The following is a 25,652-nucleotide window of genomic DNA, read 5'->3' as shown; positions in this document are numbered from 1 at the left end:
CTCGAACGGGGCTCGCCCCCACCCCCCGCGCTCGGGGTGGGGGCGGTGCGCGCCACCGCGCGAGAGCGTGTCAGCCCTGCGGCATGAGCACCTCGTCGATCAGGTACACGGTCGCGTTGGCGGTCTGCACGCCGCCGCAGATGACGGAAGCGCCGTTGACGGTGAGCTCGTCGCCGGAGCCGGCCACCTCGACGGCCCCGCCCTGGACGGTCGTCTGCTCGCCGACGACCTGGTCGGGCGTGAGCTGACCGGGGACGACGTGGTAGGTGAGGATCGAGCTGAGCAGCTCGGAGTCTGTGGCCAGCGTGTCCATCGTCTCCTCGTCGAGCTGCGCGAACGCGTCGTCGACCGGGGCGAAGACGGTGAACTCGTCGCCGTTGAGGGTGTCGACCAGGTCGACGTCCGGGTTCACCTGGCCGGAGACGGCGGCGGCCAGCTGGGTGAGCAACGGGTTGTTGCCGGCCGCGACGGCGACCGGGTCGGCAGCCATGCCGGCGACGGAACCGGCGCCGTCGGGCACTGACTCCGCGTACCCGGCGCAGCCGGGCCCCACGAGGTTGGCGGCGGGGTCCATCGCGCCCTCGGAGGCCATGGCGTCGTCGGAGGCCATGGCGTCGTCGGAGGTCATGTCGTCGGAGGTCATGTCCTCCGTCGTCTCCCCGGCGGGCGCGGCGGCGCTGGTCGGGTCGGCGGCCATGTCCTCCGTGTCGCCGCCACAGGCGGTCAGGGCGAGCATCGAGGCCATCGACAGCGCGGTCAGTCCCTTGGAGATACGCATCATGCGGTCCTTTCTCAGTGGGTGAAGGGGTCTCACGCGACGGTGACCGTCACGTTGTGCCACCCGGTTGACCCGTCGGGAGCGATCGGCTCCCGACGGGAGATCTGTCTGCGGCCCGCACGGTCGGTCGCGCGCACCTCGAGCCGGTGCGTGCCCGGCTCGGCGTCCCACACCCAGCGCCAGGCGCGCCAGGTCTGGTCGGAGTCCTCGACGCCCAGCTCGGCGTCCTGCCACGGTCCGCTCCCGGCGCGCACCTGGACGCGCTCGATGCCGACCGTCTGGGCCCAGGCCACGCCGGCCACGGTGACGGGCCCGGCGTCGAGCCGGGCGAAGGAGCCCGGCACGTCGATGCGCGAGGAGAGCTTGACCGGCGCCTGCGCGGCATACCCCCGGTCGGTCCAGTAGGCCGAGAAGTCCGAGAACCTGGTCACCTCGAGCTCGACCAGCCACTTCGTGGCGGACACGTAGCCGTAGAGACCTGGGGTCACCATGCGGACCGGAAAGCCGTGCTCCGCCGGGAGCGGCTGGCCGTTCATGCCGATGGCGACGAGGGCGTCGCGGTCGTCGGTGAGGACGTCCAGGGCGGTCCCGGCCGTGAACCCGTCGACGCTGCGCGAGCGCACCGCGTCGGCACCGGTCTGCACGCCTGCCTCCGCGAGCAGCTCACGGGTGGGGATGCCCAGCCACGTCGCGTTGCCCAGCAGGTCGCCGCCGACCTCGTTGCTCACGCAGGTCAGGGTGATCCGTCGCTCGACCAGGTCACGCGCCAGCAGGTCCTCGAAGGTGAGATCCAGGGGCCGGTCGACCATGCCGGTGATGCGCAGGACGTAGTCGGACAGGGCCACCCGTGGCACCTGCAGCGCGGTGTCCACCCGGTAGAAGCCGGGGGTCGGGGTGAGGTGCGGCGTCAGCCCGGGGACCTCGAAGCTGACCCCGGCGGGCACCCGCGCCGCCGGGACGGTGGGAGCGGGCAGCCTGACCGCGACCGGTGCGGCGGGGTCGCCGGCCATTCCCCGGGTCGCTCCGCCCCCCGCGCCCAGGGCGGCGACGCTCGACGCGGCGAGCAGGAAGCGTCGGCGGTCCAGGCTGGCCGTCGGGGCGTCCCCGTCGACCGGCGGCCGCGGCAGGAGGGAGAGCAGCACGGCGAACCCACCGGGACCCACGAGCAGCATGCCGGCGACGGACGCCAGGACGGCGACCGTCCCGGCCCCCTGCGCCGGGTCCCGCAGCATCGCCCAGGCGGCCAGGCCGACGACGACCGTCATCCCCGCCACGGCGGTTCGACGGCGGGTGGTGCCGAGCCGGCCCAGGGCGAGGACCGTCAGGAGGACGGTGCCGAGCACTCCCCCCACGAGGACGGCCTTGTCTGCGGCGCCGAACGTCGCGACCGCCCACTCCTTGACGGGGCGGGGCGTGAGGTCGACCGCGCGGTTGCCCACCGCCACGACGGGCCCGGTCGCGCCGAGGAGCCTCGCCAGACCCTCCCCCACGAGCACCCCGGACGCACCGGCGAGTGCGCCGGAGAGGAGTCCGGCCCCTCGGGGTGCCCGCGCGGCGCTCGTGGTCGTCATACCCGGTCTTCGGAACGGGCACGCTGTCCGGATGTGTGACGTGGGACACGTCACACATCCGACCGCGGCCGGCACCGCCGGGCGTGCCCCGTCAGTCCACGCCGGGGCGGCGCGAGGTCACGTCTCGTCGAAGCGCACGAAGGCCCGGAGCCGGCCGTCGCCGTGGTCCCGGATCTCCTGATAGCCGAGGGACTCGTAGAAGGAGCGCTGCCGCGGTTCGTCGTCGGTCATCAGCACCTTCTGCCGGCAGTGGGCGTAGGGCTCCAGCGCGGCGTGGACGAGCGCCCGGCCGACGCCCTCGCGCTGCAGCTCGGGCCGCACGAGCACGTCCTGCAGGTAGACGATGCTGGCCCCGTCGGTCAGCACCCGCGCCAGGCCCAGGAGGTCCTCCCCGTAGCGGGCCGTCACGACCCGGCTCGAGCCCTCGATCGCGGCCTCGAGCACCTCCGGAGCCGTCGTGTAGCTGGACCAGCCCACGGCGTCGTAGAGGCCCACCAGCTCCTCCAGCGAGGGTCGGTCGTCGGCGCTGATGACGATCTCGTGGGAGCTCACGACTTCACCCTAGCGAGCGCACCAGGGGTGGACCCTCCGGACCAGAGGCGCTACGCTGATTTCACTGAACGGATCACTTGTTCCACATCGTGGAATCATTGACCGCTGCAGCCAGCGGCGCTCCGTCAGCGAGGCATCGCTCGCACAACGATCGTGAGGAGACATCTCTATGTCCACGCCCCAGCCCACAGCCCCCGCCCTCGACCTGCCCGAGGGCGTCGAGGTGACCGGCGCCCTCAAGCCCGGCTACGAGCAGATCCTCAGCCGCGAGGCGCTCGAGCTCGTCGCCACGCTGCACCGCGAGCTCGAGGACCGTCGGCAGGAGCGGCTGGCCGCGCGCCGGCAGGTCATGGACTCCGTGGCCTCCGGTCAGGACCTCGACTTCCTCCCCGAGACCGCCCACATCCGCGAGGACGACTCCTGGCGGGTCGGCGAGCACGCCCCCGGTCTGGTGGACCGCCGGGTGGAGATGACCGGCCCGACGGACCGCAAGATGACCATCAACGCGATGAACTCCGGCGCCAGGGTGTGGCTGGCCGACCAGGAGGACGCCAACACCCCCAAGTGGGAGAACGTGGTCGAGGGCGAGATCAACCTGCGCGACGCCATCCTCGGCACCATCAGCTTCTCCTCGCCCGAAGGCAAGGACTACGCGCTCAGCACCACCGACCAGGCGCAGCTGCCCACGATCGTGATGCGCCCCCGCGGCTGGCACCTCGACGAGAAGCACATCCTCGTCGACGGCCGCCGCACCTCCGGCAGCCTGGTCGACCTCGCCCTCTTCCTGTGCGCCTCCGCGCGCCCGCAGCTTGACGCCGGAAAGGGCCCCTACCTCTACCTGCCGAAGATGGAGCACCACCTCGAGGCGCGGATCTGGAACGACGCCTTCAACCTGGCCCAGGACGCCCTCGGCATCCCGCGCGGCACCATCCGGGCCACCTGCCTCATCGAGACCTACCCGGCAGCCTTCCAGATGGAGGAGATCCTCTACGAGCTCAAGGAGCACTCCGCCGGCCTCAACGCCGGGCGCTGGGACTACCTCTTCAGCGTCATCAAGACCTACCGCACCCGCGGCGCGGAGATGCTGCTGCCCGACCGCAACGCGGTGACGATGACCGCCCCCTTCATGCGGGCCTACACCGAGCTGCTCGTGCGCACCTGCCACAAGCGCGGGGCCCACGCGATCGGCGGCATGGCCGCGTTCATCCCGTCCAAGGACGAAGAGGTCAACAAGGTCGCCTTCGAGAAGGTCCGGGCCGACAAGACGCGCGAGGCCCAGGACGGCTTCGACGGCTCCTGGGTGGCCCACCCCGGCATGGTGCAGACCTGCCTCGAGGTCTTCGACAGCGTCCTGGGCGAGCGCCCGAACCAGGTCGACAAGCTCCGCGAGGACGTCTCGGTCTCGGCCGCCGACCTCCTGTCGGTCGACCAGACCCCCGGGGACGTGACCGAGGTCGGGCTGCGCTCCAACATCGACGTCGCGATCCAGTACCTCGCCGTGTGGCTCACCGGCCGCGGAGCCGTCGCGGTGCACAACCTCATGGAGGACGCTGCGACCGCCGAGATCTCGCGCTCGCAGATCTGGCAGTGGCTGCACAACGACGTCACCCTGGCCGACACCGGCGCCACGGTCACCCGCGAGCTGGTCGAGCGTCTCACCCAGGAGGTTCTGGCCGAGCTCCCCGGCACGCCCGAGGACTACCGGGCGGCCACCGACCTGTTCCTTCAGGTCGCGGTCGCCGACGACTTCGCCGACTTCCTGACCGTTCCGGCCTACGAGACGATGGACTGACCTCGTAGGCTGGTCTGCAGAACCACCCATCCACGACGAGGAGGTCGGGTATGACGTTCGACAGCGGGCGCGACAGCGTCCGGCAGGTGCTCGAGGAGCTGCGCGACGTCATGCCCGACTCCCACCTCCTCACCGACCCGAGCGAGGTCGCGACCTACGAGTGCGACGGGCTCGCGGCCTACCGCGTGACCCCCGCGCTCGTGGTCCTGGCGGACACGGCGCAGGACGTCGCCGCCACGGTGGCCGCGTGCGCGCGGCACCGGGTGCCGTTCGTGGCGCGGGGCTCCGGCACCGGCCTCAGCGGTGGCGCGCTCCCCCACGCCGAGGGGGTGCTGGTGGTGACCAGCCGGCTCCGCACCCTGCACGCCGTCCGACCCGAGGACCAGCGTGCGGACGTGGACGCGGGCGTCATCAACCTGCAGGTGTCCAAGGCGGCCAACCCGCTGGGCTACTACTTCGCCCCCGACCCCAGCAGCCAGCAGATCTGCTCGATCGGCGGCAACGTCGCGGAGAACTCCGGCGGCGCGCACTGCCTCAAGTACGGCTTCACCAGCAACCACGTCCTGTCCCTGGATGTCGTCACCCCGTCCGGCGCCCAGGTGACGCTGGGCACCGACGCCCCGGACGCGCCGGGCTACGACCTCGTCAGTGCCTTCGTCGGCTCCGAGGGCACGCTCGGCGTGGCGACGCGGGCCACCGTGCGCCTGGTGCGCCTGCCCCAGGAGGTGCGCACGATCCTCGCCGGCTTCCGCACCACCGACCAGGCCGGGGCCGCGACCAGCGCGATCATCGCGGCCGGCATCGTGCCCGCCGCCATCGAGATCATGGACGCCCTGGCGATCGAAGCCGCCGAGAAGGCCGTCTCGTGCGGCTACCCGCAGGGCGCGGGCGCGGTCCTCGTCGTCGAGCTGGACGGCGCGCGCCAGGAGGTCGAGCACGAGTATGCGGTGGTCGAGCAGATCTGCACCGAGCAGGAGGCGTTCGAGTTCCGGATGGCCACCGACGCTGCCGAGCGGGCCGAGATCTGGAAGGGCCGCAAGTCGGCCTTCGCCGCGGTGGGCCGGATCTCCCCCGACTACATCGTCCAGGACGGGGTGGTGCCCCGCACCGCGCTGCCCGCGGTGCTGCGGCGGATGGGCGAGATCAGCGCCGAGCACGGGGTCCGCGTCGCCAACGTCTTCCACGCCGGGGACGGCAACCTGCACCCGCTCGTGCTCTTCGACGCCAGCGAGGAGGGTGCCACCGAGCGGGCCGAGATGGTCTCCGGCATGATCCTCGACCTGTGCATCGAGCACGGCGGCTCGATCACCGGCGAGCACGGCGTGGGCTCGGACAAGGCGAAGTACATGCCCAGGATGTTCACCGACGAGGACCTCGACACCATGCAGCTGCTCCGTTGCGCCTTCGACCCGGACGGCATCGCCAACCCGGGCAAGATCTACCCGACCCCCCGCCTGTGCGGCGAGCGACCCCGGATCGTCCAGGGTGCGCACCCGCTGCAGGAGGCCGGCCTGGCGGAGGTCTTCTGATGACGACGACCGACCTGCTCGCAGACGTCTGTGAGCTCGCCGAGCCCGCGGCGTCCGACTCCGTCGACGGGATCGCGCCGCGGGTGGTGGCCCGGCCCGCCTCGACGCAGGAGACGTCGGCGCTCCTGCGCGCCTGCCACGAGCAGGACCTCGCCGTGGTCGTGCGCGGGCACGGCAGCAAGCTGGCCTGGGGCCGTCCTCCTGAGCGCCTGGACGTGCTGCTGGACACCACCCGGATGGACGAGCTGGTCGAGCACTCGCGCGGCGACCTCGTCGCCACGGCCGGCGCGGGCATGCCGCTGGCGCGTCTGCAGGAACGCCTCGGGCAGGGCCGTCACCAGCTGGTCGTGGACGACCTCGTCGGCGGCACGCTCGGCGGCAGCACGCTCGGCGGGGCGGTCGCCACGAACCTCGCCGGCCCGCGGCGCATGTGGGTGGGGTCCACCAGCGACGTCGTGATCGGCGTCCGCTTCGTGCGGGCCGACGGCACGGTCGCCAAGGCTGGCGGCAAGGTCGTCAAGAACGTCGCCGGCTACGACCTGTCCAAGCTCCTGACCGGCTCCTTCGGGACTCTCGCGGTCCTCACGGAAGTGACGGTCCGCCTGCACCCGGTGCCGCAGGCGAGCCTCTGGGTCGGTCTCACCACGCCCGCCGACCACCTGGCGGACGTCGTCGCCGGGCTCGTGTCCAGCCAGCTGGTCCCCCACGCCGTCGAGGTGCACGTCGTGCCAGACCAGGACCCGGTCGTCGTGGCCCTGGTCACCGGCACCCCGGACGGCGCGGCCGCCCGGGCCGAGGCCCTGGCCGCCGGGCTGGGCGAGCAGGCCTGGGTCGCCGACGAGGCTCCCTCCTGGTGGGGTCGCCTGCCCACGACCGGCGAGGCCGAGGAGCCACGACCCCTCCTGCTCCGCGCCACCGCCCGCCTGAGCGGCATACCACAGCTGGTCGGTGAGCTCTCCCGCCACGGGGCGAGCCTCACCGGTTCCGCCGGCGCCGGGGTCCTGCACGCCTCCCTTCCCGGGACGACCGCGCCCGAGGCCGCGGCCGCGGCGGTGGAGGCGGTGCGTCGGACCAGCACCGCGCTCGGCGGCTCGACCGTCGTCCTCGACGCCGCCCCCGGGACCAAGCGGACCCTCGACAGCTGGGGCCCGGTCCCGGCGCTGGACCTCATGCGCCGGGTCAAGGCCGAGTTCGACCCCGGTCGCATCCTCGCGCCGGGCCGTTTCGTAGGAGGCCTGTAGCACCGATGAGCGACCGCGCCGTCCCCACCACCACCCCGCCCGCCGCCGTGCCGACCGCCTCGGCCGTCGAGCTCGGCATGCCGACCGTCCGCGGCGAACGCTCGGACGTGCTGGCCACGCCGGCCTTCGACGCTCACCACCCGCCCAGCCAGGACCTGCTCGACGACTGCGTGCACTGCGGGTTCTGCCTCACCACCTGCCCGACCTACTCGTTGTGGGGCGAGGAGATGGACAGCCCCCGCGGACGCATCGACCTCATGCGTGCCGGCGTCGAGGGCGCCCCGCTGACCCAGTCGATGGTCACGCACTTCGACGCCTGCCTCGGCTGCATGGCGTGCGTGACCGCCTGCCCGTCGGGAGTCCAGTACGACCGGCTCCTCGAGCAGACGCGTGCCCAGGTCGAGCGCCGGGTCGAGCGCCCGGCCGCCGAGCGCGGACTGCGGGCGCTCATCTTCAGCCTGTTCCCCTACCCGGCCCGGTTGCGGGCCCTGCGCGGCCCCCTCCGGATCGCCCAGCGCACGGGCGCCCTGGGCCTGGTGCAGCGCACCGGTCTGGTCGGCCGGGTGAGCCCGCAGCTCGAGGTCATGCAGTCCCTGGCCCCGCCCCTGGGACCACGTGTCGAGGTGCCGGAGCGGACGCCCGCCGTGGGAAAGCGCCGGGCCGTCGTCGGGATGCTCACCGGGTGCGTGCAGCGGGAGTTCTTCGGCGACGTCAACGCCGCCACGGCCCGCGTGCTCGCCGCCGAGGGCTGCGACGTGATTGCGCCACGGCGGCAGGGGTGCTGCGGCGCGCTGTCGGTGCACGTCGGGCGTGAGGAGGAGGGGCAGGAGTTCGCCCGGCGACTCATCGACACCTTCGAGGAGGCCGGGGTGGACCAGATCGTGGTCAACTCCGCCGGCTGCGGGTCGACCATGAAGGAGTACGTCCACCTCCTTGCCGACGACCCCGCCTACGCCGACCGGGCCCGGGCCTTCAGCGAGCGGGTCAGCGACCTCTCCGAGATCCTCGTCGAGCTGGGGTCGGTCGCCCCCCGTCATCCGGTCGCCCCGGAGGGACGGGAGCTGGTGGTCGCCTACCACGACGCCTGCCACCTGCGGCACGCCCAGAAGGTCGTCAGCCAACCCCGTCAGCTGCTGCGCGAGATCCCCGGGGTGACGCTGCGGGAGATCCCGGACGCCGAGATCTGCTGCGGCTCTGCCGGCGTCTACAACATCCTGCACCCCGAACCGGCGCGGGAGCTCGGTGACCGGAAGGCGGGCACCATCCTGCAGACCGGGGCCGAGCTGCTCGTCACCGCGAACCCCGGCTGCCTGATGCAGATCAGCCAGGCGCTCGAGCGCGCCGGACGGCCGATCCCGTTCGTGCACACCGCGACCCTGCTGGACGCCTCGATCCGCGGCGAGCAGCTCGTCTGAGGCGGTTCCTGCGCAGGGTCGGACGCCGGCGCTGCTCCGGCCTGACACGACGACGACGCCCCGCCCGGATCCCGGGCGGGGCGTCGTCGTGGACGGTCGGGTGGACCTCTCAGCGCGGCGTCTGGACCTGCGCCATGTTCTTGTCCCGGTTGAGCGCCCAGTAGGCCAGACCGGCCAGGAGGGCGACGAGCAGGACGAGCTGGATCAGACCCAGGTTGAGGCCGAAGCCGTAGATCCACAGGAAGCTGACCGCACCGGCCACGAGGCAGTAGTAGGCCGTGATCAGCACGGTCTTGCGGATGAGGTCGCCCTCGCGGCCCAGCAGTCCGACCGTGGCGGAGGCCGCGACGATGTTGTGGATCGCCACGGGGTTGCCGCCCGCGCCGCCGACGGCCTGGGCCGCGACCACGCTCTCCGGCGGGACGCCGATCTCGTTGCCGGTCGCGAACTGGAACAGCGAGAAGGTCAGGTTGCTGACCGTGTTGGACCCGGCGACGAACGCACCCAGGGCACCGATCCAGGGTGCGACCAGGGGCCAGTTGGCGCCGGCCACGGTCGCGGCCCCCTCGGCCAGCGTCACCGGCATGGAGGCCAGGCCGGAGTTGGTGAAGTCGGGGCCGGACCGGATGAGCAGCCGCACCAGGGGCACCGCGAAGCCGAGCGCGACGGCGGTGCCGAGCAGCTGCGAGCTTGCGGCAGACCAGGTCGCCCGGATCTGGTGGCGACTCATCCGGTGCAGGCCGTAGGTGATGAGGCAGGTGACGATGAAGACCGTGCCCGGGCTGTAGAGCCACTGCCACGTCGTCGAGATCCCGGAGTTCAGGATGTTGTTGAACGGGATCGTGACCCAGGGAGCCTCGGAGCGCAGGGCTGCGGTCAGCGGCTCGATGAGACGGGTGGCCAGCAGCAGCACCGCGATGATGACGTAGGGCATCCAGGCGGTGACGATGCCCATCCGCTTGTTGATCTCCACCTCCTCGCCGAGGTGGTCGGTGTCCAGGGAGCCCATCCAGCGCTCCTCCCAGGAGGCGCGCGGCCCGAAGTCCCAGGTGTCCTTGGGCATCAGGAACCCGCGGCTGGAGGTGAACATCACCAGGGCGAGGCCGAAGAGACCGCCGAGGAGGGACGGGAACTCCGGTCCGATGAAGCGGGCGACGAGGACGTAGGGGACGGTCATCGCGAGCGAGGCGTAGAGCGCGAAGGGCCAGACCTTCAGACCCTCGGCGAAGCTGCGCCGCTCACCGAAGAAGCCCGTGAGGAAGACCGCTATCGCCAGCGGGATGAGCAGGCCGGCGATGGCATGGATGGCGGCGGTCTGGAAGGCGATCTCGGCGACGAGGCCGTCGTAGTCCAGGCCCAGCTCGGCGGCGCGCTCGTTGACCCCGGCACCGTCGCGCAGGCCGTTGCCGACGCCGACGATCATCGGGGTGCCGACGGCGCCGAAGGACACGGGGGTCGACTGGATGATGAGGCCGACCATGACGGCAGCCATCGCCGGGAAGCCGAGGGCCAGCATCAGGGGGGCCACGACCGCGGCGGGCGTGCCGAACCCGGAGGCGCCCTCGATGAAGGAGCCGAAGAGCCAGCCGATGATGATCGCCTGGATCCGTCGGTCCGGCGAGATCGAGGTGAAGCCGGCGCGGATGGTGCTCATCGCACCGCTGGCGATCACCGTGGCGAGCAGGAGCAGGGCGCCGAAGACGATGTAGAGCAGCGTGACCGCGATGATCACGCCCTCGATGGTGGCGGCGACGACGGCGTTGGGCTTCATCTCCCAGACCAGCAGGGCGATGATCACGGTCACCACGTAGCCGACGGGCATGGCGTACTTGGCCGGCCACCGGAAGCCGGCCAGCAGGATGCCGACCAGGGCTATCGGCGCAATGGCCAGCAGACTGAGCACTGCAAGGTTGTCCACGATGACACCTCATGTTTGAGAAGGACGGGAGCTTCCGGCCGTTCCTCGACGGAATGGCCTGACCATTGGGCGCCTCGCACTATGCACCCCACCGACCACCTGCGTCAAGCACCTCGACGGCGCGCCGGGCGCCCCCCGGTAGGCTGACCGGCCATGAGCACCCGTGACGAGGAGCGCCCCCGCGGTGTCCAGTCCGTGGACCGGGCGCTCGACGTGCTGGAGGTGCTCGCCGACCACCGCGGGACGCTGGGCGTGACCGAGGTCGCGCGCGCGGCCGGACTGCCCCCCGGCACCGCACACCGCCTCCTCGTCGCCCTGGCGCAGCGCGGCTGGGTGCGTCAGGACCCGGGTCGCCGGTACGGCGTGGGCCCGGCGGCCATGCGGCTGGGCGACGCGGCCTACCGTGAGCTGGCAGCGGTGGCCGCCCCGGCGCTGCGGGCGGCGGTCGAGGCCACCGGGGAGACCGCCAACCTGGCGGTCCTCGAGGGCGACCAGATGGTCTACGTGGCGCAGTCCCCCTCCCCCCACACGCTGCGCATCTTCGCCGAGGTCGGTCGGCGGGTCCCCCTGCACTCGACCGCCGTCGGCAAGGTCGCCCTGGCGGGACTCGACCCCGACCGGGCCGGGTCGCTCCTGGCCGGGCGCGAGCGCGTGGCCCGCACACCCCATACCCTCACCGACCCGGAGGACCTGCGCCGCGAGCTGGAGGTGGTGCGGGGTCAGGGCTTCGCGCTCGACGACGAGGAGCAGGAGCTCGGGGTCCGCTGCGTGGCCGTGCCCGTCGACGTGCCGGGCGTCCGTCTGGCGCTGTCGGTGAGCGGACCGACCGAGCGGATGACCCGGGAGGTCGCCCGGGCCGTGGTTCCTGCGCTGCGGCGGATCGCCGAGGACCTCGTCGGCACCGGCCTGGGCGTGCGGTGACGGGCCCGGCACGGGTGTCGGGCTGGACCGCCCGGCTGAGCGGCGCCGCCCGCCGGGCGGCGGACGCCCTCGGTGGCCTGGCGACGTCGCGGGCGGGGGCAGCGGGACGGGGCGAGGGAGCTGGCTTCGCGTACGCCCCCGTCGACGACGACCGCGCCGACCCCGGCGAGGTCGTGTGGGCATGGGTGCCGTTCGAGGAGGACCCGCGGCGGGGCAAGGACCGTCCGGTGCTCGTCGTCGGGCGCGACGGGGCCGTGCTCCTGGCCCTGCAGCTGACGAGCAAGGACCACGACCTCGACGAGGCGCAGGAGGCCGCCGAGGGACGCTACTGGGTCGACGTCGGCACGGGCGCCTGGGACCGGTACCGCCGGCCGAGCGAGGCGCGGGTCAACCGGCTGGTCCGGCTGCCTCCCGGCGCCGTGCGCCGCACCGGGGCCCGCCTCGACGAGGACGTTTTCGCCCGGGTCGTCACGGAGGTCAGGAAGCACTCCCCGCGGCTCTGAGTCCGGCCTCCCCCGCACGCCGCCGCTGCTCGGCCCGACCCACCTGGTGCCGGACCCACAGCGTGCCCCCGAGGCAGACCGCCCCGGTGGCGACGCAGGCCGCGGCGAGCGGGACGACGGCGGCCAGCACGGTGACCAGCAGCGGTCCGGCGGTGGTCCCCACGTCTCCCGCCAGCCGCCACCCACCGAGGTACTGCGCGCGCCCGCTCACCGGCGCGGTGTCGGCGCCCAGGGTCATGACGATGCCGGAGCCCATCCCGTTGCCGACGGCCATGAGCACGGCGAGGGCGGCGAAGACGGGCAGTCCCTGCGCCAGCGGCAGCAGGGCCACACCCAGCCCGATCAGGCCCACCACCGGCACCGCGACGACGGTGCGCCCGAGGCGGTCCATCGTCCAGCCGGCGGGATAGACCAGCGTGATCTCCACCAGTGCGGACAGACCGAACACCAGCGAGGTCGCCTCTGCCGAGATCCCGACGTGGTCGGCCCACAGTGGCAGCACGGTCGCCCGCAGGGACCGCGCCATGCCGATGACGACGACCGCGCTGCCCACGGTCACCAGGACGCGCCGGTGCTCGCTCAGCACCCCGCGCAGGGTGGGCATCGGCACCGGTGGCGACCCCGTCCGGCCCGAGCGCGCACGCGGGACGCCGCCGGTGAGGTCCCTGACCGCGAGGATGATCACGGTGGACAGCAGGGCCATCGCGGCCGCCAGCCAGAAGACGGAGCGCAGGCTGCCGGTGCCGCCGAGCAGGAACGCCCCGAGCGTCGGTCCGACGAACGCGCCGACCCGGTGGCTCCCGCCCAGCGCCGACATCGCGCGGGCGCGCAGGTGCAGGGGGGTGACGACGATGAGGAAGCCCTGCCGGGCCAGCAGGAAGACCGACCAGCTGGCACCGCTGAGCAGCACCGCCACGGCGAGCATCGCCAGCGAGGTGGACATCGCGGCCAGCACCATCGCCGCTGCGTCGACCACTCCTGCCCCCGCGAGGGCGCGGCGCTCGCCCACGCGGGCCACGAGGGCCCCGGCCGGCAGCGAGGTGAGCAGGCTGCCGACCCCGAGCAGCGCGACGACGAAGGCGGCCTCGCCGACGGTGGCGCCGAGGTCACGCGCCACGAGGGCCAGCACCGGCATGATCGCGGCGTGGCCGATCCCGTTGACGACGGTGGGCGCGAACGCGGCGACGACGACGTCCCGGAACCTGAAGGTGTCTGGCTCCGCCACCGGCCCGTCCTCCGCTCGCAGGTGTCCCCGGGCCCGTCGACCCGCGCCTGGTCCGACCGCCTGCCCGACGCGCGGAGGCCCTGTCTCCCGCGGGAGACAGGGCCTCTGTCGTCGTTCTCGGGTGGAGCTGAGGGGACTCGAACCCCTGACCCCCTCCATGCCATGGAGGTGCGCTACCAGCTGCGCCACAGCCCCTCGTCGTGAGGACTGGACTACTTTACCCAGCGGCCGGAGCAAACACCAAATCGTGGTGTGCAGTTGCGCTGACCAGCGCTTTCACCGGTCCGTGACGCTCAGGGCGCTGGTGCCGACACCGGCGTTCCAGGTGTCCAGGCGCCACCCCGTGCGGTGCTCGACGAGCTCGGCCCAGTGGCAGTTGCGCAGCCCGACGAGCGAGAGCCAGGCCTGCTGGTAGGACAGCCCCAGCACGTCGGCCACCAGGGCCCGGCTGGCCATCCCGTGCGTGGCGACGACGGCCGTCTCGTCCTCGCGCAGTCGGTGGACCAGCTCGTCGAAGACTGCGCGCACCCGCACCTGGACGTCCGCGACCCGCTCGCCCGTCTCACCGCGGACGGCGTCCTCACCTCGGTCGAGCGCGGCGACGACGTCGGGGAAGCGGGCGACCACCTCGGTGTGCGGCAGTCCCTGCCAGCGTCCGACGTGGATCTCGCGCAGGCGGGGGTCGTGCTCGACGACCAGGCCGGTCAGCGCTGCGAGCGCGTCGGCGGTGTCGGAGGCACGGGCGAGGTCGCTGGACAGCAGCCGGGCGACGGGGCGGCCGGCGAGCACCTCGGCGGCGTCCCGGGCCTGCTCGCGCCCGCGCTCGGACAGGTGGCTGTCGAGCTGGCCCTGGTAGATCCCGCCCGCGTTGTGGGCGGTCTCTCCGTGCCGCCAGACGACGACGCGACGCACGCGCGCTCCGGGCTCAGGCCTGCGCGGCGGGGGGGGCCGCCGGCAGCACGACCGGCGGGCAGTCCTTCCAGAGGCGCTCGAGGTCGTAGAAGTCGCGGTCCTCGGTGTGCATGACGTGCACGACGATGTCGCCGAAGTCGAGCAGCACCCAGCGCCCGTCACGCTGACCCTCCCGACGCAGCGGCTTGGAGCCGAGCTCCTGGAGCCGCTCCTCCACCGCGTCGACGACGGCGCCGACCTGCCGCTCGCTGGGGGCGGAGGCGATGAGGAAGACGTCGGTCAGCGCCAGCTGTCCGGAGACGTCGAGACCCACCACCTCCTGGGCCAGCTTGTCGTGGGCTGCGGCGGCGGCCGCCTGGGCGAGCTCGACGGCGCGCGGGGTGGCGGTCACGAGTGGTCCTCCTTGTAGAGCCGGTACTTGCCGATGTACTGCACGACGCCGTCCGGCACGAGGTACCAGACCGGTTCGCCGGAGGCGGTGCGCTCCCGGCAGTCGGTCGAGGAGATGGCCATGGCCGGCACCTCGAGGAGCGTCACCTTGTCCTCCGGGAGGCCGGCGCCCGAGAGCTCGTGGCCCGGCCGGGTGACCCCGACGAAGTGCGCGAGCTCCCAGAGCTCCTCCACGCCCTTCCAGGACAGGATCTGCGCCAGCGCGTCCGCGCCGGTGATGAAGAACAGCTCGTCGTGGGGACGCTGCGCGTGCAGGTCCACGAGCGTGTCACGGGTGTAGGTCGGGCCCTCGCGGTCGACGTCCACACGGCTGACGGTGAAGCGCGGGTTCGAGGCCGTGGCGATCACCGTCATGAGGTATCGGTCCTCGGGTGGGCTGACCTGGCTGACGTCCTTGCGGTAGGGCTGCCCGGTCGGCACGAACACGACCTCGTCGAGGTCGAGCAGGTGCGCGGCCTCGCTGGCCGCCACGAGGTGGCCGTGGTGGATGGGGTCGAAGGTGCCGCCCATCACTCCCAGGCGCATCAGTGGGCGCTGGTCCCGCGGCCCGAGTCAGGGTCCACGTGCCCCTCGGCGACGCCGTGGGGGTCGAGCGCGAGGGTGTTGCGGAAGGCCCACAGGGTGGCGAGCAGCGCCAGGAACGCGACGATGGCGATCACGCCGAACCAGATGGGCTCGAAGAGCAGCTCGTTGACCACCTCGTGGCCGCCCTCTTCGGCGGCGGCCCGGACCTGGGTAAGCGCAGACGTCATGGGGGTCACTGTACCGGCCACGTCATACAGTGTGCGCATGTCGACCCACCCAGCGCCCGTGCTCTCCGTGGTGGTGCCCATGTTCGACGAGGCCGAGGTGCTGCCCCTGCTCGTGGCGCGGCTGCGGCCGGTGCTGGACGCGCTGCCCGACGCCTACGAGGTGGTCGCCGTCGACGACGGCAGCCGGGACCAGACACCGGTCCTGCTCCAGGCGCACCGACGCACCTGGCCGCAGCTGCGCGTCCTGCGCCTGCGCGCCAACGCCGGCCACCAGGCGGCGATCTCGGCGGGGCTGGCGGCGGCGCGCGGCGCCTGGGTGGTCACGCTGGACGCCGACCTGCAGGATCCCCCGGAGGCCGTCCCTCGGCTGCTCGAGGCGGCGCGCACCCACGGCGTGGACGTCGTCTACGGGGTCCGGACCGACCGGTCGAGCGACAGCCCCTTCAAACGGAGCACCGCCCACGCCTACTACGCCACCATGCGGGCGATGGGTGCGACCGGGGCCCCCGACAACGCGGGCGACTACCGGCTGATGTCCCGGGCGACGGTGGACGCCGTCAACGCACTGCCCGAGGAGCACCGGGTGCTGCGCCTGGTCGTGCCCGCGCTCGGCTTCCCGTCCACCACCGTCGGCTACGCCCGGGACGAGCGGGCGGCCGGGACGAGCAAGTACCCGCTGTCCAAGATGGTCCGCCTCTCCGTCGACTCCATCACCGGGTTCTCCAGCGCCCCGCTGCGCCTGGCCACCTGGTTCGGGCTCGGCGGTGGCCTGGTCGCCGTCGCCCTGCTGGTCTACGCGTTGCTGGCCAAGGTCCTGGGCCACACGGTCGCCGGCTGGACCTCCACGGTCGTCATCGTGGCCGCCGTGGGGGCCCTGCAGCTCCTCAGCCTGGGCATCCTCGGCGAGTACGTCGGCAGGATCTATGTCGCGCTCCAGCGCCGGCCGAGCTACTACGTCGCCCACGACTCCCTGCACGACCCGGACAGCCCGACCCAGGGCCGGAGCCAGGGCCGGCCCGGTCAGCGCACCTGACCGTCACCCTCCACGACCCACTTGGTCGTGGTCAGCTCGGCCAGCGCCATCGGGCCCCGGGCGTGCAGCTTCTGCGTCGAGATGCCGATCTCCGCACCGAAGCCGAGCTCACCACCGTCGGTGAACCGGGTCGAGGCGTTGACCATCACCGCGGCGGCGTCCACCTGGGTCGTGAACAGCCGGGCGGCGGCCCGGTCTGCGGTGACGATCGCCTCGGTGTGCCCGCTGGAGTGCTCCTGGATGTGCGCGATCGCGTCCTCGATGCTGTCCACCACGCGGGCGGAGATGTCGAGGGAGAGGTACTCGGTGTCGTCGTCCTCGTCGGTGACCGGCACGTGCGCGGCTCCGGCGGAGGCGGCATACCCCTCCATCGCGGCGTCACCGTGCACGGTGACGCCGGCGGTGCCGAAGCGCTCCATGATCGCCGGCAGCACCCGGTCGGCGGCGTCCCGGTGGACGAGCAGCGACTCGGCTGCGTTGCACACGGACGTGCGCTGGGTCTTGGAGTTGAGCACGATGTCGACGGCCATCGCGGTGTCCGCCGAGGCGTCGACGTAGACGTGGCAGTTGCCGACGCCGGTCTCGATGACCGGGACCGTCGACTCGGTCACCACCGTCTGGATGAGGCCGGCGCCGCCGCGCGGGATGACGAGGTCGACCAGCCCGCGCGCGGTCATCAGCGCACGAGCCGCGTCGTGGCCGCCGTCGGTGAGCAGGTTGAGCGCATCGGCGGGCAGCCCCTGCGCCTCCAGCGCCGCCCGCATGATCTCCACGAGGCGGGCGTTGGTCGCCGACGCGGCGGAGCCGCCGCGCAGGATGACGGCGTTGCCGCTCTTCAGTGCGAGCCCGGCGGCGTCGACCGTCACGTTGGGGCGGGCCTCGTAGATCATCCCGATGACCCCCATCGGGACCCGCACCTGGCGGATCTGCAGACCGTTGGCCGTGGTCGAGCCGCGGACGATCTCCCCCACGGGGTCCGGGAGCGAGGCCACCTGGCGCAGCGCCTCCGCCACGGCGTGGACACGGTCGGCGTCGAGGGTGAGCCGGTCGAGGAGGTTGGCGGCCAGGCCCCTGTCACGGCCGGTCCGCAGGTCCTCCGCGTTGGCGGCGATGACCTCGGCGGTCGCGGCGTCGATCGCGTCGGCGAGGGCGAGCAGCGCCGCATCCTTCTCGGCCCTGGCCAGCAGCGCCAGCCGGCGGGCGGCGACCCGTGCGCGACGGGCGGTCTCGTGGACGTGGTCGACGACCTCGGGGGCGATCTGGACGGTCATGCTCGAGGACTCCTCGGGTGGTCGGGGCGGGGGTCGGGGGTGGGCGCGCGGGTCGAGGCTGGGCGCGCGGCTACTGGAGCACGACGAGGTCGTCGCGGCGCACGACGGGTCTCGGCGCCGGTGCCCCGGTGCGCAGGCGCGTGCCGCGCTCGAGCCGGTGACCGACAAGGGGTCGCAGCTCCTCGGCGTCGTAGCCGACGAGCCCCCGGGCCACCACCCGACCCTGCGGGTCGCAGAGCTCGACGGTGTCGCCGGCGCTGAAGCGCCCTTCGAGACGGGTGACGCCGACGGGCAGCAACGACGTACGCCGGCGCACGACCGCCTCGACCGCCCCGTCGTCGAGCACGATCCGGCCCGAGGTGCCGCTGGCGTGCGTGAGCCAGCGGCGCCGCGCGGAGCTCTTGACGTCGGTGGGGGTGAAGAGCGTGCCGATCTCCTCACCGGCCAGGGCGGCGGTGATCTGGTCGGCGCTGGTGAGCAGGACGCTGATCCCCTCCGCCGTGGCCATCTGCGCGGCGGCGACCTTGGTGGCCATGCCCCCGGTGCCGACGGCCGAGCCGCCCCCGCTGACGTCCACGTGGGCGATGTCGGCCGGCGACGACACCAGCGGGATGCGCCGGGTCCCGTCCCGGCTCGGCGGCCCGTCGTAGAGCGCGTCGACGTCGGAGAGCAGCAGCATCGCGTCCGCGTCCACGAGGTGCGCGACGAGCGCGGCGAGCCGGTCGTTGTCGCCGAAGCGGATCTCGTCGGTCGCGACCGTGTCGTTCTCGTTGATGATCGGGACGATCTCCAGCTCGAGCAGCCGCTCGAGGGTGCGGGAGGCGTTGACGTAGTGGCTGCGCCGGTGGAGGTCGTCGGCGGTGAGCAGGACCTGCCCGACCCGGATGCCGTGCATCGTGAACGCGGTGGAGTAGGCCGCCATGAGTACGCCCTGACCGGTGCTGGCGGCTGCCTGCTGGGTCGCGAGGTCCTTGGGCCGGCGGGCCAGCCCGAGCGGCTCCATCCCGGCCGCGATCGCACCGGAGGACACGAGCACGACCTGCACCCCGTCCAGCGCCTTCTTGGCCAGCGTCGTCGCCAGCGCCTGCAGCCGGAACCCGTCCAGCCTCCCGCCGGGGCCGGTCAGCGAGGAGGACCCGACCTTGACCACGATCCGCCGAGCGTCACGGATGACGCGACGACCACCGAGAGAGGACATGACCGAATACTAATCCACTCCTTGACATACTCATACATCCTCACCCCCCGACCGGACGCGTCTCCTGGCCGCACCGGAATGCCGCACCCGCCGGCTCGGCGCGCACGACATACCCTCAGTCTGTCTCGTTCCACTTCCCAGCGCGCCGCTCGGCCTCGAGCTCTGCCCGCGCCTGCGCCGCGGCGCCCATCTTGCCGTGGAAGGCCTCGCGCTTCTCGCCGCGCGTGGGGCGGCTGCGGTCGGCCAGTCGCAGGTCCTCACCGCGACGCCCCAGCAGCTCGGCCCCGGCGGCCATCGTCGGTTCCCAGTCGAAGACGACCGCGTCGTCCTCGGGACCGACCAGCACCGTCGAGCCGGCGACCGCGCCCGCCTTGAGCAGCTCGTCCTCGACGCCGAGCCGGCCCAGCCGGTCGGCGAGGTAACCGACGGCCTCGTCGTTGGAGAAGTCCGTCTGCCGCACCCACCGGGTGGGCCGCTCGCCGATGACCCGGAAGACCTCGCCGTCGGCCGTCACCTCACGCCGCACGACGAAGCCCGTGTCGTCGATCGCCTTCGGCCGCACGACCACGCGTTTGGGCTCGATGACCCTGTGCTCCTCGCGCGCCTGCTTCACGTGCGCGGCGAGGGCATAGGTCAGCTCCTTCAGGCCGGTGTGCGCGACGGCGGAGACGATGTGCACCTGGTAGCCCTTGGCCTCGAGGTCCGGGCGCACCATCTCGGCGAGCTCGCGGGCCTCCGGCACGTCAGCCTTGTTGAGCACGATGACACGCACACGCTCGGCCAGCGGGATGCCGCCGAGGGAGCCGTGGGGGACGTAGGCGGCGAGCTCCTCCTCGATCACCTCGAGGTCGGTCAGCGGGTCGCGGCCCGGCTCCAGGGTCGCGCAGTCGATGACGTGCGCCAGCACGTGGCAGCGCTCGACGTGGCGCAGGAACTGCAGGCCCAGGCCCTTGCCCTCGCTCGCCCCGGGGATGAGACCGGGGACGTCGGCGATCGTGAACCGCTCCCCGCCCGCGGTGACGACGCCGAGGTTGGGCACGAGCGTGGTGAAGGGGTAGTCGGCAATCTTCGGCCGCGCGGCCGACAGCACGGAGACCAGCGACGACTTTCCGGCGGAGGGGAAGCCGATGAGGGCCACGTCCGCGAGCGTCTTGAGCTCCAGGACGATCTCGGTCTCATCTCCCGGCTCGCCGAGCAGCGCGAAGCCGGGCGCCTTGCGGCGTGGCGACGAGAGCGCCTTGTTGCCCAGGCCTCCGCGTCCGCCCTGCGCCGCGACGAACTCGGCGCCGTCCCCGACAAGGTCCGCCAGGACCTCTCCCGAGCGGGTGGTGACGACGGTGCCCGAGGGCACCGGCAGCACGAGGTCGGCGCCCTGCGCGCCGTTGCGCTCCGAGCCCTCGCCAGGCTTGCCGTTCGGCGCGCTGCGGTGCGGGCTGTGGTGGTAGTCGATGAGAGTGGTGATCTGGTCGTCCACCCGCAGGACGACGTTGCCACCGTTGCCCCCGTCGCCCCCGTCGGGGCCACCGAGCGGCTTGAACTTCTCGCGGTGCACCGAGGCGACGCCGTGGCCCCCGTTGCCCGCGCGCAGGTGCAGCACGACACGGTCGACGAATGTTGCCATGGGGCCGATCCTCTCTCGAAAACGGTGATCAGGTGCTGCGGACGGGGGTGTCGTGCCCACAGACAGCGCGACGCCGGTGGGGGCAGCTGCCCACCACCGGCGTCCCGGCGAAACGGTCGTGCTCAGACCTGGGCGGTCTGCGCCTCGACGATGTTGACGGTCTTGCGGCCGCGCTTGCTGCCGAACTCCACGACGCCCGGGACGAGCGCGAAGAGCGTGTCGTCGTTGCCGCGACCGACGCCCTCGCCGGGGTGGAAGTGCGTGCCGCGCTGACGGACGATGATCTCACCGGTGCCGACGATCTGGCCGCCGAACCGCTTCACGCCCAGACGCTGTGCGTTCGAGTCGCGACCGTTGCGGGTCGAGGACGCACCCTTCTTGTGTGCCATGGCTGTTACCTCCTGGGTGTGCGGTGGGCCGACGCTCAGGCGTCGATCGAGGTGATCTTGATCTGGGTCAGCGGCTGGCGGTGGCCCTGGCGCTTCTTGTACCCGGTCTTGTTCTTGTACTTCTGGATGATGATCTTGGGGCCCTTGGTCGCACCCATGACCTCAGCCTTGACGACGACCTTGCCCAGGGCATCGGCGTCGGTGGTCACGGTCGAGCCGTCGACGAGCAGGACAGGAGCCAGCTCCACGGTCTCGCCGGCCTTGACCTCGACCTTGTCGATGATCAGGATGTCGCCGACGGCGACCTTCTCCTGACGGCCGCCAGCACGGACGATCGCGTACACGGTGAACTCACTTCCTGAAGTCTTAGGTGGGTTGTACAGCTCCCGGTGGTCCGGCTGAGCCAGCACCTTCGCACTGTCTGCCAAGCCTGCCCCGGGGCGGGGTGAACCGACGCACCAGACTACCGTGCGCCCCGCCCCGGGACCAAACCGAACGGGTGGTCAGGACGTCTCGCTGCCCTCGGTGCTCCCGGCCCTGTCCTCCTCGACCCCGGTGGGCGGTCCGGCGGGCGCGAGGACCCGGCCGCGGCGACGCCGCTTCGGGGCCGGTGCGGGCTCGTGTGTGGGCTCCGGCTGCGGCTCGGGGGTCGGACGCTCGGTCTCGGGCATCGCACCGGGCGATGCCTCCGGCTCGGGCGAGTCGGCCGCGAGGACGGCCTCGACCGCCTCCACGACCCCGTCCGGCACCGTCACCGTGGGCGCCGACGTCTCACCGGCCGAGGCGTCGGCGGCGTGCAGGGCGGCGGCGTGCGCGGCCGCCGCGATCTGCGCGGGCGTCGGACCCTTCGGGTTGGGCGTGGGCAGCACGTTCTTCGGCTCGCTGGAGCCGTTGCCACCACCCCCGCTGCCCGAGGCACGACCCTTGCCACGGCCCCGCTTGCTGGACGGCGCGTCCTCGTCCTGCGCCGGGCCGGCGTCGCCCTTGGCGGTCGGCTCGGTCTGCACGATGATGCCCCGCCCGGCGCAGTGGACGCAGGTGTCGGAGAAGACCTCGATGAGGCCGGAGCCGACCCGCTTGCGCGTCATCTGGACCAGACCCAGCGAGGTGACCTCCGCCACCTGGTGCTTGGTGCGGTCCCGCCCGAGGCACTCGAGCAGCCGCCGCACCACCAGCTCGCGGTTGCTCTCGAGCACCATGTCGATGAAGTCGATGACGATGATGCCGCCGATGTCGCGCAGGCGCAGCTGACGGACGATCTCCTCGGCCGCCTCGATGTTGTTCTTGGTGACGGTCTCCTCCAGGTTGCCCCCGGAGCCGGTGAACTTCCCGGTGTTGACGTCGACGACCGTCATCGCCTCGGTCCGGTCGATGACGAGCGACCCGCCCGAGGGGAGCCACACCTTGCGGTCCATCGCCTTGGCGATGGACTCGGAGACGCGGTGCGCCGTGAAGATGTCGGTCGTGCCGGTGTACTTCTCGACGCGATCGGCCAGGTCGGGAGCCACGTCGTCGATGTAGCGCTTGACCTCGGTCCACGCCTCGTCGCCGGAGACGATCAGCCTGGAGAAGTCCTCGGTGAAGACATCGCGGATGACGCGCACGGTCATGTCGGGCTCACCGTGGAGCAGCGTCGGGGCGCTCGAGCTCTTGGCCTTGGCCTTGGCGTCGATGCGCTCCCAGGTCGCGGTGAGCCGCTCGACGTCCGCACGCAGCTCGGCCTCGGAGGCGCCCTCGGCCGCGGTGCGCACGATCACACCAGCGTCGTCCGGGACGACCTCCTTGAGGATGCGCTTGAGCCGGGCCCGCTCGGTGTCGGGCAGCTTGCGGGAGATGCCGGTCATCGCGTTGCCCGGCACGTAGACCAGGTAGCGACCGGGCAGCGAGACCTGCGACGTCAGTCGGGCGCCCTTGTGCCCGATCGGGTCCTTGGTCACCTGCACCAGCACGGACTGCCCCGGCTTGAGCGCGTTCTCGATCCGCTTGGGCTCCTTGGAGTCCAAGCCGGCGGCGTCCCAGTTGACCTCGCCGGCGTAGAGCACGGCGTTGCGGCCCTTGCCGATGTCGACGAAGGCGGCCTCCATGCTCGGCAGCACGTTCTGGACCCGGCCGAGGTAGACGTTGCCGGCCGTCGAGCTCTGCGCGGAGCGGGAGACGTAGTGCTCCACCGTCACACCGTCCTCCAGGACGGCGATCTGGGTGCGGTCCTCCAGCCCCCTGACCACCATGACCCGGTCGACGCTCTCCCGGCGTGCGAGGAACTCCGCCTCGGTGATGATCGTGCGGCGACGTCCGGCCTCGCGACCCTCGCGGCGCCGCTGACGCTTGGCCTCGAGCCGGGTCGAGCCCCGGACCGAGGTGACCTCGTCGCGGGCGGGGCGCTCCGCCGTGGACGCCTCGCCGCTGCGGCGACGGCGACGGCGACGGCGGGTGCCACCGGCCCCACCCTCACCGTCGTCGGACCCGTCCGCGTTGTCGGGGCTCCCGTCCTGGTCGGCCGACCCCTCGTCGCCGGAGGGCTCCTGCCCCTCCGGTCCACGGCGGCCACGGCCGCTGCGGCTTCGTCGCCTCGACCCGCCGCCGCTGCCGGTCTGCTCCCCGTCCCCGCGGTCGGCGTCTCCCTGATCACCGTCGTCACCGGCGGTCTGATTCTCGGCGGACTCGTCGTCGGCGTCCGTGCCGTCGGCGTCCTCGCCCTGGTCCGGTCCACCGCGGCTGCGCCGACCCTTGCCACCACGCCGCCGCCGGCGACCGTTGCGGCCGGAGGAGCCGTCGTCCCCGCCCTGGTCGTCGTCCCCGTCCTGCTGCGTCTCGGCGCCGTCCGGCGCGGCGCGCCGTGAGTCTCTGGCGGTCTGGGTGTCCTGCGTGTCGTGCTTGTCCTGCGTGTCGTGGCTGTCCTGCGTGTCGTGCGTGTCCTGCACCGGACGCTCGACGGGCGCGGTCACCCCGGCGGTGGCCCGGCGCGAGCGTCGGCGCGGCAGGTCCGTGAGGTCGGGCGCCTGGAAGATCAGCCCGAAGGAGGGCAACGGCTCGGCGACCGCCACCGGCTCGAAGGGCTCGCCGTCGGGCTCCTCCTCCGCGGCGCCGTCGGGCTCCTCCTCCGCGGCGTCGTCGGAGTCGTCGGAGCTGTCGCTGTCCCGGGACTCGACGCCCTCGGCGGAGTCGTCGCGGGTCTCGACCTCCGCGGCGTCCTTCCCCTGCTCAGCCTCCTGGGCGTCCCTGTCCTCGGCGGACCCGACCGCGTCCGCCTCGACCGACCGCGCCTGCGCGACCAGCTCGGCGGCGAGGGCGGAGGCGCGGCTGGCGCGCTCGTCCTGCTCGGGATTCTGCGTGCGTGCGTCCTCGGTCCGTCCGTCGGTGCCGTGGATGGTGTCGTCAGACACGTGGTGTCCTCTCAGGCCGCGCGACCGAGCCCACACCACGGGACCCCCGGGGGGGGGTCCACTCCCCGCGCAAGCGGGTGCAGTCGTCCTGGCCGGTCGGCCCGGACGGAAGTCGTCCTGGCTACCTCACCACAGTTCGCGCGGGGGCGCGGCACCGGGCGGGCCGGTGGGAGTCGTCTCGAAGCTCCTCAAGAGGCTTCGCGCGTGCCGGCAGCGCCGCACAGCGAGGGGACTCGCACCGGGCCGGACAGCGGTGTGGCACTTCTGTCCGTCCACGGCGAGTATCGCACACGGCACCCCCGGCGTCGCCATCCTGCGCGGCGGCACGCGGGCGCGCCTCAACCCCCCAGCCGCTCGGCGACCTCCCCGTCCAGCACCGGTCCCTGCCGCAGACGCGTGGCCAGCGGGCGCGGGAGGTCGAGCCCGGACACCTGGCGCAGCGCCGTCCAGACCTCCGCGGGCCGCACCGTCGGGGTGGTGTGCCGAAGGGTGACGAGGAGTACCACGTCGCCGCTCCGCTCCTCGCCGCTGTCCTCCCCGGGGGCGAGCTCGAGGCCCACGACCGCTGCCCGCACGTCGAGCTCGCGCGCGCCCTTCTTCATCATCCGGCTCACGTGCAGCTCCGGCGCGGCCAGGAGCGCGGCGACGGCGGACCGCACGCCCTCACGCTCCACCCGACCTGCCTGCTCCGCTCCGCCGCGGAAGCGCATCTCCCACAGACTCCCCTGCAGGTGCTCGGCGAGGGCTCCCGGCAGGTCCGCGCTGTCACTGACCTCCAGCACGTCCAGACCCTCGGGCAGCGCCGCGTCGAGGGGCGCCACGAGGGAGGAGGGGTCGAGGACGCGGGTCAGCGACACCTCGACGAACTCCGCCTCGCTGGCCGCGCCGGTGGGGGCCGCGTTGGCGTAGGAGATCTTGGGGTGCGGGTGGAACCCGGCGGAGTAGGCCACCGGCAGCCCGGCTCGACGCACCGCACGCTCGAGGGCGCGCTGGAAGTCACGGGTGGAGGTGAACCGCATCCGCCCGCGCTTGGCGTAGCGGATCCGCACCTTCTGGACGGCGGGGTCGGGGGTGGGCCCCTCGGGGACACGACGGGAACCGGCCATGGTGGGACAGGGTACTGCGGTCGGCACGGCCCGCCGCCCGAGCACGCCATACGCAGGCGGTTCCTGGGTGGGACCGGCTTGACGGTACGGTA

At 72.8% G+C, this 25,652-nt stretch carries 23 protein-coding genes and 1 tRNA gene; 7 read left to right on the top strand and 17 right to left on the bottom strand.

What is annotated here, in order from left to right; translation table 11 throughout:
• Window positions 1-70: 70 nt before the first annotated feature.
• The 3 genes from ACI3ET_RS07205 to ACI3ET_RS07195 all read right to left on the bottom strand — a co-directional run bounded on the left by ACI3ET_RS07205 (window position 71) and on the right by ACI3ET_RS07195 (window position 2,901).
• Window positions 71-778 carry a fasciclin domain-containing protein gene (locus ACI3ET_RS07205; RefSeq protein ID WP_405032322.1) on the bottom strand — a complete coding sequence of 236 codons (708 nt, stop codon included), beginning with the start codon at window positions 776-778 and terminating at the stop codon, window positions 71-73.
• 32 nt (window positions 779-810) lie between these two features.
• Entirely contained in the window at window positions 811-2,349 is a 1,539-nt protein-coding gene (locus ACI3ET_RS07200) for a molybdopterin-dependent oxidoreductase (protein ID WP_405032320.1), read from the bottom strand.
• Window positions 2,350-2,466: 117 nt separating this feature from the next.
• Window positions 2,467-2,901 carry a GNAT family N-acetyltransferase gene (locus ACI3ET_RS07195; protein WP_405032319.1) on the bottom strand — a complete coding sequence of 145 codons (435 nt, stop codon included), beginning with the start codon at window positions 2,899-2,901 and terminating at the stop codon, window positions 2,467-2,469.
• Between the two features lie 169 nt (window positions 2,902-3,070).
• On the opposite strand from ACI3ET_RS07195, the gene aceB reads away from it, so the two are divergent.
• The 4 genes from aceB to glcF are packed head-to-tail and all read left to right on the top strand — an operon-like array spanning window position 3,071 to window position 8,878.
• Window positions 3,071-4,693, top strand: a complete 1,623-nt coding sequence (gene aceB, locus ACI3ET_RS07190; RefSeq protein ID WP_405032318.1) for a malate synthase A — start codon at window positions 3,071-3,073, stop codon at window positions 4,691-4,693.
• Window positions 4,694-4,743: 50 nt separating this feature from the next.
• Window positions 4,744-6,222 carry an FAD-linked oxidase C-terminal domain-containing protein gene (locus tag ACI3ET_RS07185; protein WP_405032317.1) on the top strand — a complete coding sequence of 493 codons (1,479 nt, stop codon included), beginning with the start codon at window positions 4,744-4,746 and terminating at the stop codon, window positions 6,220-6,222.
• Window positions 6,222-7,463 (top strand): FAD-binding oxidoreductase, encoded by a 1,242-nt coding sequence (locus ACI3ET_RS07180; protein ID WP_405032316.1) that lies wholly within the window; start codon window positions 6,222-6,224, stop codon window positions 7,461-7,463. The genes ACI3ET_RS07185 and ACI3ET_RS07180 overlap by 1 nt, the downstream gene beginning before the upstream one ends.
• 5 nt (window positions 7,464-7,468) lie before the next feature.
• Window positions 7,469-8,878 carry a glycolate oxidase subunit GlcF gene (gene glcF, locus ACI3ET_RS07175; protein ID WP_405032315.1) on the top strand — a complete coding sequence of 470 codons (1,410 nt, stop codon included), beginning with the start codon at window positions 7,469-7,471 and terminating at the stop codon, window positions 8,876-8,878.
• 109 nt (window positions 8,879-8,987) lie between these two features.
• On the opposite strand, the gene ACI3ET_RS07170 is transcribed toward glcF, so the two are convergent.
• Window positions 8,988-10,796: an L-lactate permease gene (locus ACI3ET_RS07170; protein ID WP_405032314.1), complete on the bottom strand. Its 1,809-nt coding sequence runs from the start codon at window positions 10,794-10,796 to the stop codon at window positions 8,988-8,990.
• Between the two features lie 153 nt (window positions 10,797-10,949).
• Here ACI3ET_RS07170 and ACI3ET_RS07165 point away from each other — a divergent pair, with 153 nt between their 5' ends.
• Together ACI3ET_RS07165 and ACI3ET_RS07160 are read left to right on the top strand one after the other, a co-directional pair.
• Window positions 10,950-11,717 carry an IclR family transcriptional regulator gene (locus ACI3ET_RS07165; protein ID WP_405032313.1) on the top strand — a complete coding sequence of 256 codons (768 nt, stop codon included), beginning with the start codon at window positions 10,950-10,952 and terminating at the stop codon, window positions 11,715-11,717.
• The gene (locus ACI3ET_RS07160; RefSeq protein WP_405032312.1) at window positions 11,714-12,220 is read left to right on the top strand and encodes a type II toxin-antitoxin system PemK/MazF family toxin; all 507 of its coding nucleotides are present in this window, start codon (window positions 11,714-11,716) and stop codon (window positions 12,218-12,220) included. The genes ACI3ET_RS07165 and ACI3ET_RS07160 overlap by 4 nt, the downstream gene beginning before the upstream one ends.
• On the opposite strand, the gene ACI3ET_RS07155 is transcribed toward ACI3ET_RS07160, so the two are convergent.
• The 6 genes from ACI3ET_RS07155 to ACI3ET_RS07130 form a co-directional block, all read right to left on the bottom strand.
• Window positions 12,195-13,445 (bottom strand): MFS transporter, encoded by a 1,251-nt coding sequence (locus tag ACI3ET_RS07155; protein WP_405032311.1) that lies wholly within the window; start codon window positions 13,443-13,445, stop codon window positions 12,195-12,197. The genes ACI3ET_RS07160 and ACI3ET_RS07155 overlap by 26 nt on opposite strands.
• Window positions 13,446-13,567: 122 nt before the next feature.
• Window positions 13,568-13,640: transfer RNA gene (locus tag ACI3ET_RS07150), tRNA-Ala, on the bottom strand.
• 81 nt (window positions 13,641-13,721) lie between these two features.
• A complete protein-coding gene (locus ACI3ET_RS07145; protein WP_405032310.1) occupies window positions 13,722-14,357 on the bottom strand; it encodes a histidine phosphatase family protein in 636 nt (211 codons plus the stop codon).
• 13 nt (window positions 14,358-14,370) lie between these two features.
• A complete protein-coding gene (gene rsfS, locus ACI3ET_RS07140; protein ID WP_405032309.1) occupies window positions 14,371-14,748 on the bottom strand; it encodes a ribosome silencing factor in 378 nt (125 codons plus the stop codon).
• Window positions 14,745-15,317, bottom strand: a complete 573-nt coding sequence (gene nadD, locus ACI3ET_RS07135; RefSeq protein ID WP_405032385.1) for a nicotinate-nucleotide adenylyltransferase — start codon at window positions 15,315-15,317, stop codon at window positions 14,745-14,747. Before nadD ends, rsfS begins: the two co-directional genes overlap by 4 nt.
• A gap of 14 nt (window positions 15,318-15,331) precedes the next feature.
• On the bottom strand, window positions 15,332-15,559 hold the full coding sequence (locus ACI3ET_RS07130) for a hypothetical protein (protein WP_405032308.1): 228 nt from the start codon (window positions 15,557-15,559) through the stop codon (window positions 15,332-15,334).
• A gap of 37 nt (window positions 15,560-15,596) precedes the next feature.
• Between ACI3ET_RS07130 and ACI3ET_RS07125 the strand changes: the two genes are divergently transcribed.
• On the top strand, window positions 15,597-16,592 hold the full coding sequence (locus tag ACI3ET_RS07125) for a glycosyltransferase family 2 protein (RefSeq protein WP_405032307.1): 996 nt from the start codon (window positions 15,597-15,599) through the stop codon (window positions 16,590-16,592).
• Here ACI3ET_RS07125 and ACI3ET_RS07120 read toward each other — a convergent pair.
• The 7 genes from ACI3ET_RS07120 to ACI3ET_RS07090 all read right to left on the bottom strand — a co-directional run bounded on the left by ACI3ET_RS07120 (window position 16,580) and on the right by ACI3ET_RS07090 (window position 25,560).
• A complete protein-coding gene (locus ACI3ET_RS07120; RefSeq protein WP_405032306.1) occupies window positions 16,580-17,863 on the bottom strand; it encodes a glutamate-5-semialdehyde dehydrogenase in 1,284 nt (427 codons plus the stop codon). The two genes, ACI3ET_RS07125 and ACI3ET_RS07120, sit on opposite strands and share 13 nt — an antisense overlap.
• A gap of 70 nt (window positions 17,864-17,933) precedes the next feature.
• The gene (gene proB, locus ACI3ET_RS07115; protein WP_405032305.1) at window positions 17,934-19,061 is read right to left on the bottom strand and encodes a glutamate 5-kinase; all 1,128 of its coding nucleotides are present in this window, start codon (window positions 19,059-19,061) and stop codon (window positions 17,934-17,936) included.
• A 115-nt stretch (window positions 19,062-19,176) separates the two neighbouring features.
• On the bottom strand, window positions 19,177-20,682 hold the full coding sequence (gene obgE / locus ACI3ET_RS07110; protein ID WP_405032304.1) for a GTPase ObgE: 1,506 nt from the start codon (window positions 20,680-20,682) through the stop codon (window positions 19,177-19,179).
• Between the two features lie 122 nt (window positions 20,683-20,804).
• A complete protein-coding gene (rpmA, locus tag ACI3ET_RS07105) occupies window positions 20,805-21,071 on the bottom strand; it encodes a 50S ribosomal protein L27 (protein ID WP_405032303.1) in 267 nt (88 codons plus the stop codon).
• Window positions 21,072-21,106: 35 nt separating this feature from the next.
• Window positions 21,107-21,415 carry a 50S ribosomal protein L21 gene (rplU, locus tag ACI3ET_RS07100; protein WP_405032301.1) on the bottom strand — a complete coding sequence of 103 codons (309 nt, stop codon included), beginning with the start codon at window positions 21,413-21,415 and terminating at the stop codon, window positions 21,107-21,109.
• 159 nt (window positions 21,416-21,574) lie between these two features.
• Window positions 21,575-24,454 carry an Rne/Rng family ribonuclease gene (locus tag ACI3ET_RS07095; protein ID WP_405032300.1) on the bottom strand — a complete coding sequence of 960 codons (2,880 nt, stop codon included), beginning with the start codon at window positions 24,452-24,454 and terminating at the stop codon, window positions 21,575-21,577.
• A 338-nt stretch (window positions 24,455-24,792) separates the two neighbouring features.
• A complete protein-coding gene (locus ACI3ET_RS07090; RefSeq protein ID WP_405032299.1) occupies window positions 24,793-25,560 on the bottom strand; it encodes a TIGR03936 family radical SAM-associated protein in 768 nt (255 codons plus the stop codon).
• Between the last annotated feature and the right edge of the window lie 92 nt (window positions 25,561-25,652).

Origin of the sequence: Ornithinimicrobium jinqii (genome assembly GCF_045032595.1) — a bacterium.
In the GTDB taxonomy this organism is placed as follows: Bacteria; Actinomycetota; Actinomycetes; order Actinomycetales; family Dermatophilaceae; genus Ornithinicoccus.
This window is presented reverse-complemented; position numbering and strand designations above follow the sequence as displayed.

What these genes read in the sequence shown, in the direction of transcription:
- rpmA (WP_405032303.1), bottom strand. Translation starts at nt 21,071, where the DNA reads ATGGCACACAAGAAGGGTGCGTCCTCGACCCGCAACGGTCGCGACTCG.
- ACI3ET_RS07120 (WP_405032306.1), bottom strand. Translation starts at nt 17,863, where the DNA reads ATGACCGTCCAGATCGCCCCCGAGGTCGTCGACCACGTCCACGAGACC.
- glcF (WP_405032315.1), top strand. Translation starts at nt 7,469, where the DNA reads ATGAGCGACCGCGCCGTCCCCACCACCACCCCGCCCGCCGCCGTGCCG.
- ACI3ET_RS07165 (WP_405032313.1), top strand. Translation starts at nt 10,950, where the DNA reads ATGAGCACCCGTGACGAGGAGCGCCCCCGCGGTGTCCAGTCCGTGGAC.
- obgE (WP_405032304.1), bottom strand. Translation starts at nt 20,682, where the DNA reads ATGGCAACATTCGTCGACCGTGTCGTGCTGCACCTGCGCGCGGGCAAC.
- nadD (WP_405032385.1), bottom strand. Translation starts at nt 15,317, where the DNA reads ATGGGCGGCACCTTCGACCCCATCCACCACGGCCACCTCGTGGCGGCC.
- aceB (WP_405032318.1), top strand. Translation starts at nt 3,071, where the DNA reads ATGTCCACGCCCCAGCCCACAGCCCCCGCCCTCGACCTGCCCGAGGGC.
- ACI3ET_RS07200 (WP_405032320.1), bottom strand. Translation starts at nt 2,349, where the DNA reads ATGACGACCACGAGCGCCGCGCGGGCACCCCGAGGGGCCGGACTCCTC.
- proB (WP_405032305.1), bottom strand. Translation starts at nt 19,061, where the DNA reads ATGTCCTCTCTCGGTGGTCGTCGCGTCATCCGTGACGCTCGGCGGATC.
- ACI3ET_RS07090 (WP_405032299.1), bottom strand. Translation starts at nt 25,560, where the DNA reads ATGGCCGGTTCCCGTCGTGTCCCCGAGGGGCCCACCCCCGACCCCGCC.
- ACI3ET_RS07185 (WP_405032317.1), top strand. Translation starts at nt 4,744, where the DNA reads ATGACGTTCGACAGCGGGCGCGACAGCGTCCGGCAGGTGCTCGAGGAG.
- ACI3ET_RS07205 (WP_405032322.1), bottom strand. Translation starts at nt 778, where the DNA reads ATGCGTATCTCCAAGGGACTGACCGCGCTGTCGATGGCCTCGATGCTC.
- ACI3ET_RS07125 (WP_405032307.1), top strand. Translation starts at nt 15,597, where the DNA reads ATGTCGACCCACCCAGCGCCCGTGCTCTCCGTGGTGGTGCCCATGTTC.
- ACI3ET_RS07180 (WP_405032316.1), top strand. Translation starts at nt 6,222, where the DNA reads ATGACGACGACCGACCTGCTCGCAGACGTCTGTGAGCTCGCCGAGCCC.
- ACI3ET_RS07130 (WP_405032308.1), bottom strand. Translation starts at nt 15,559, where the DNA reads ATGACGTCTGCGCTTACCCAGGTCCGGGCCGCCGCCGAAGAGGGCGGC.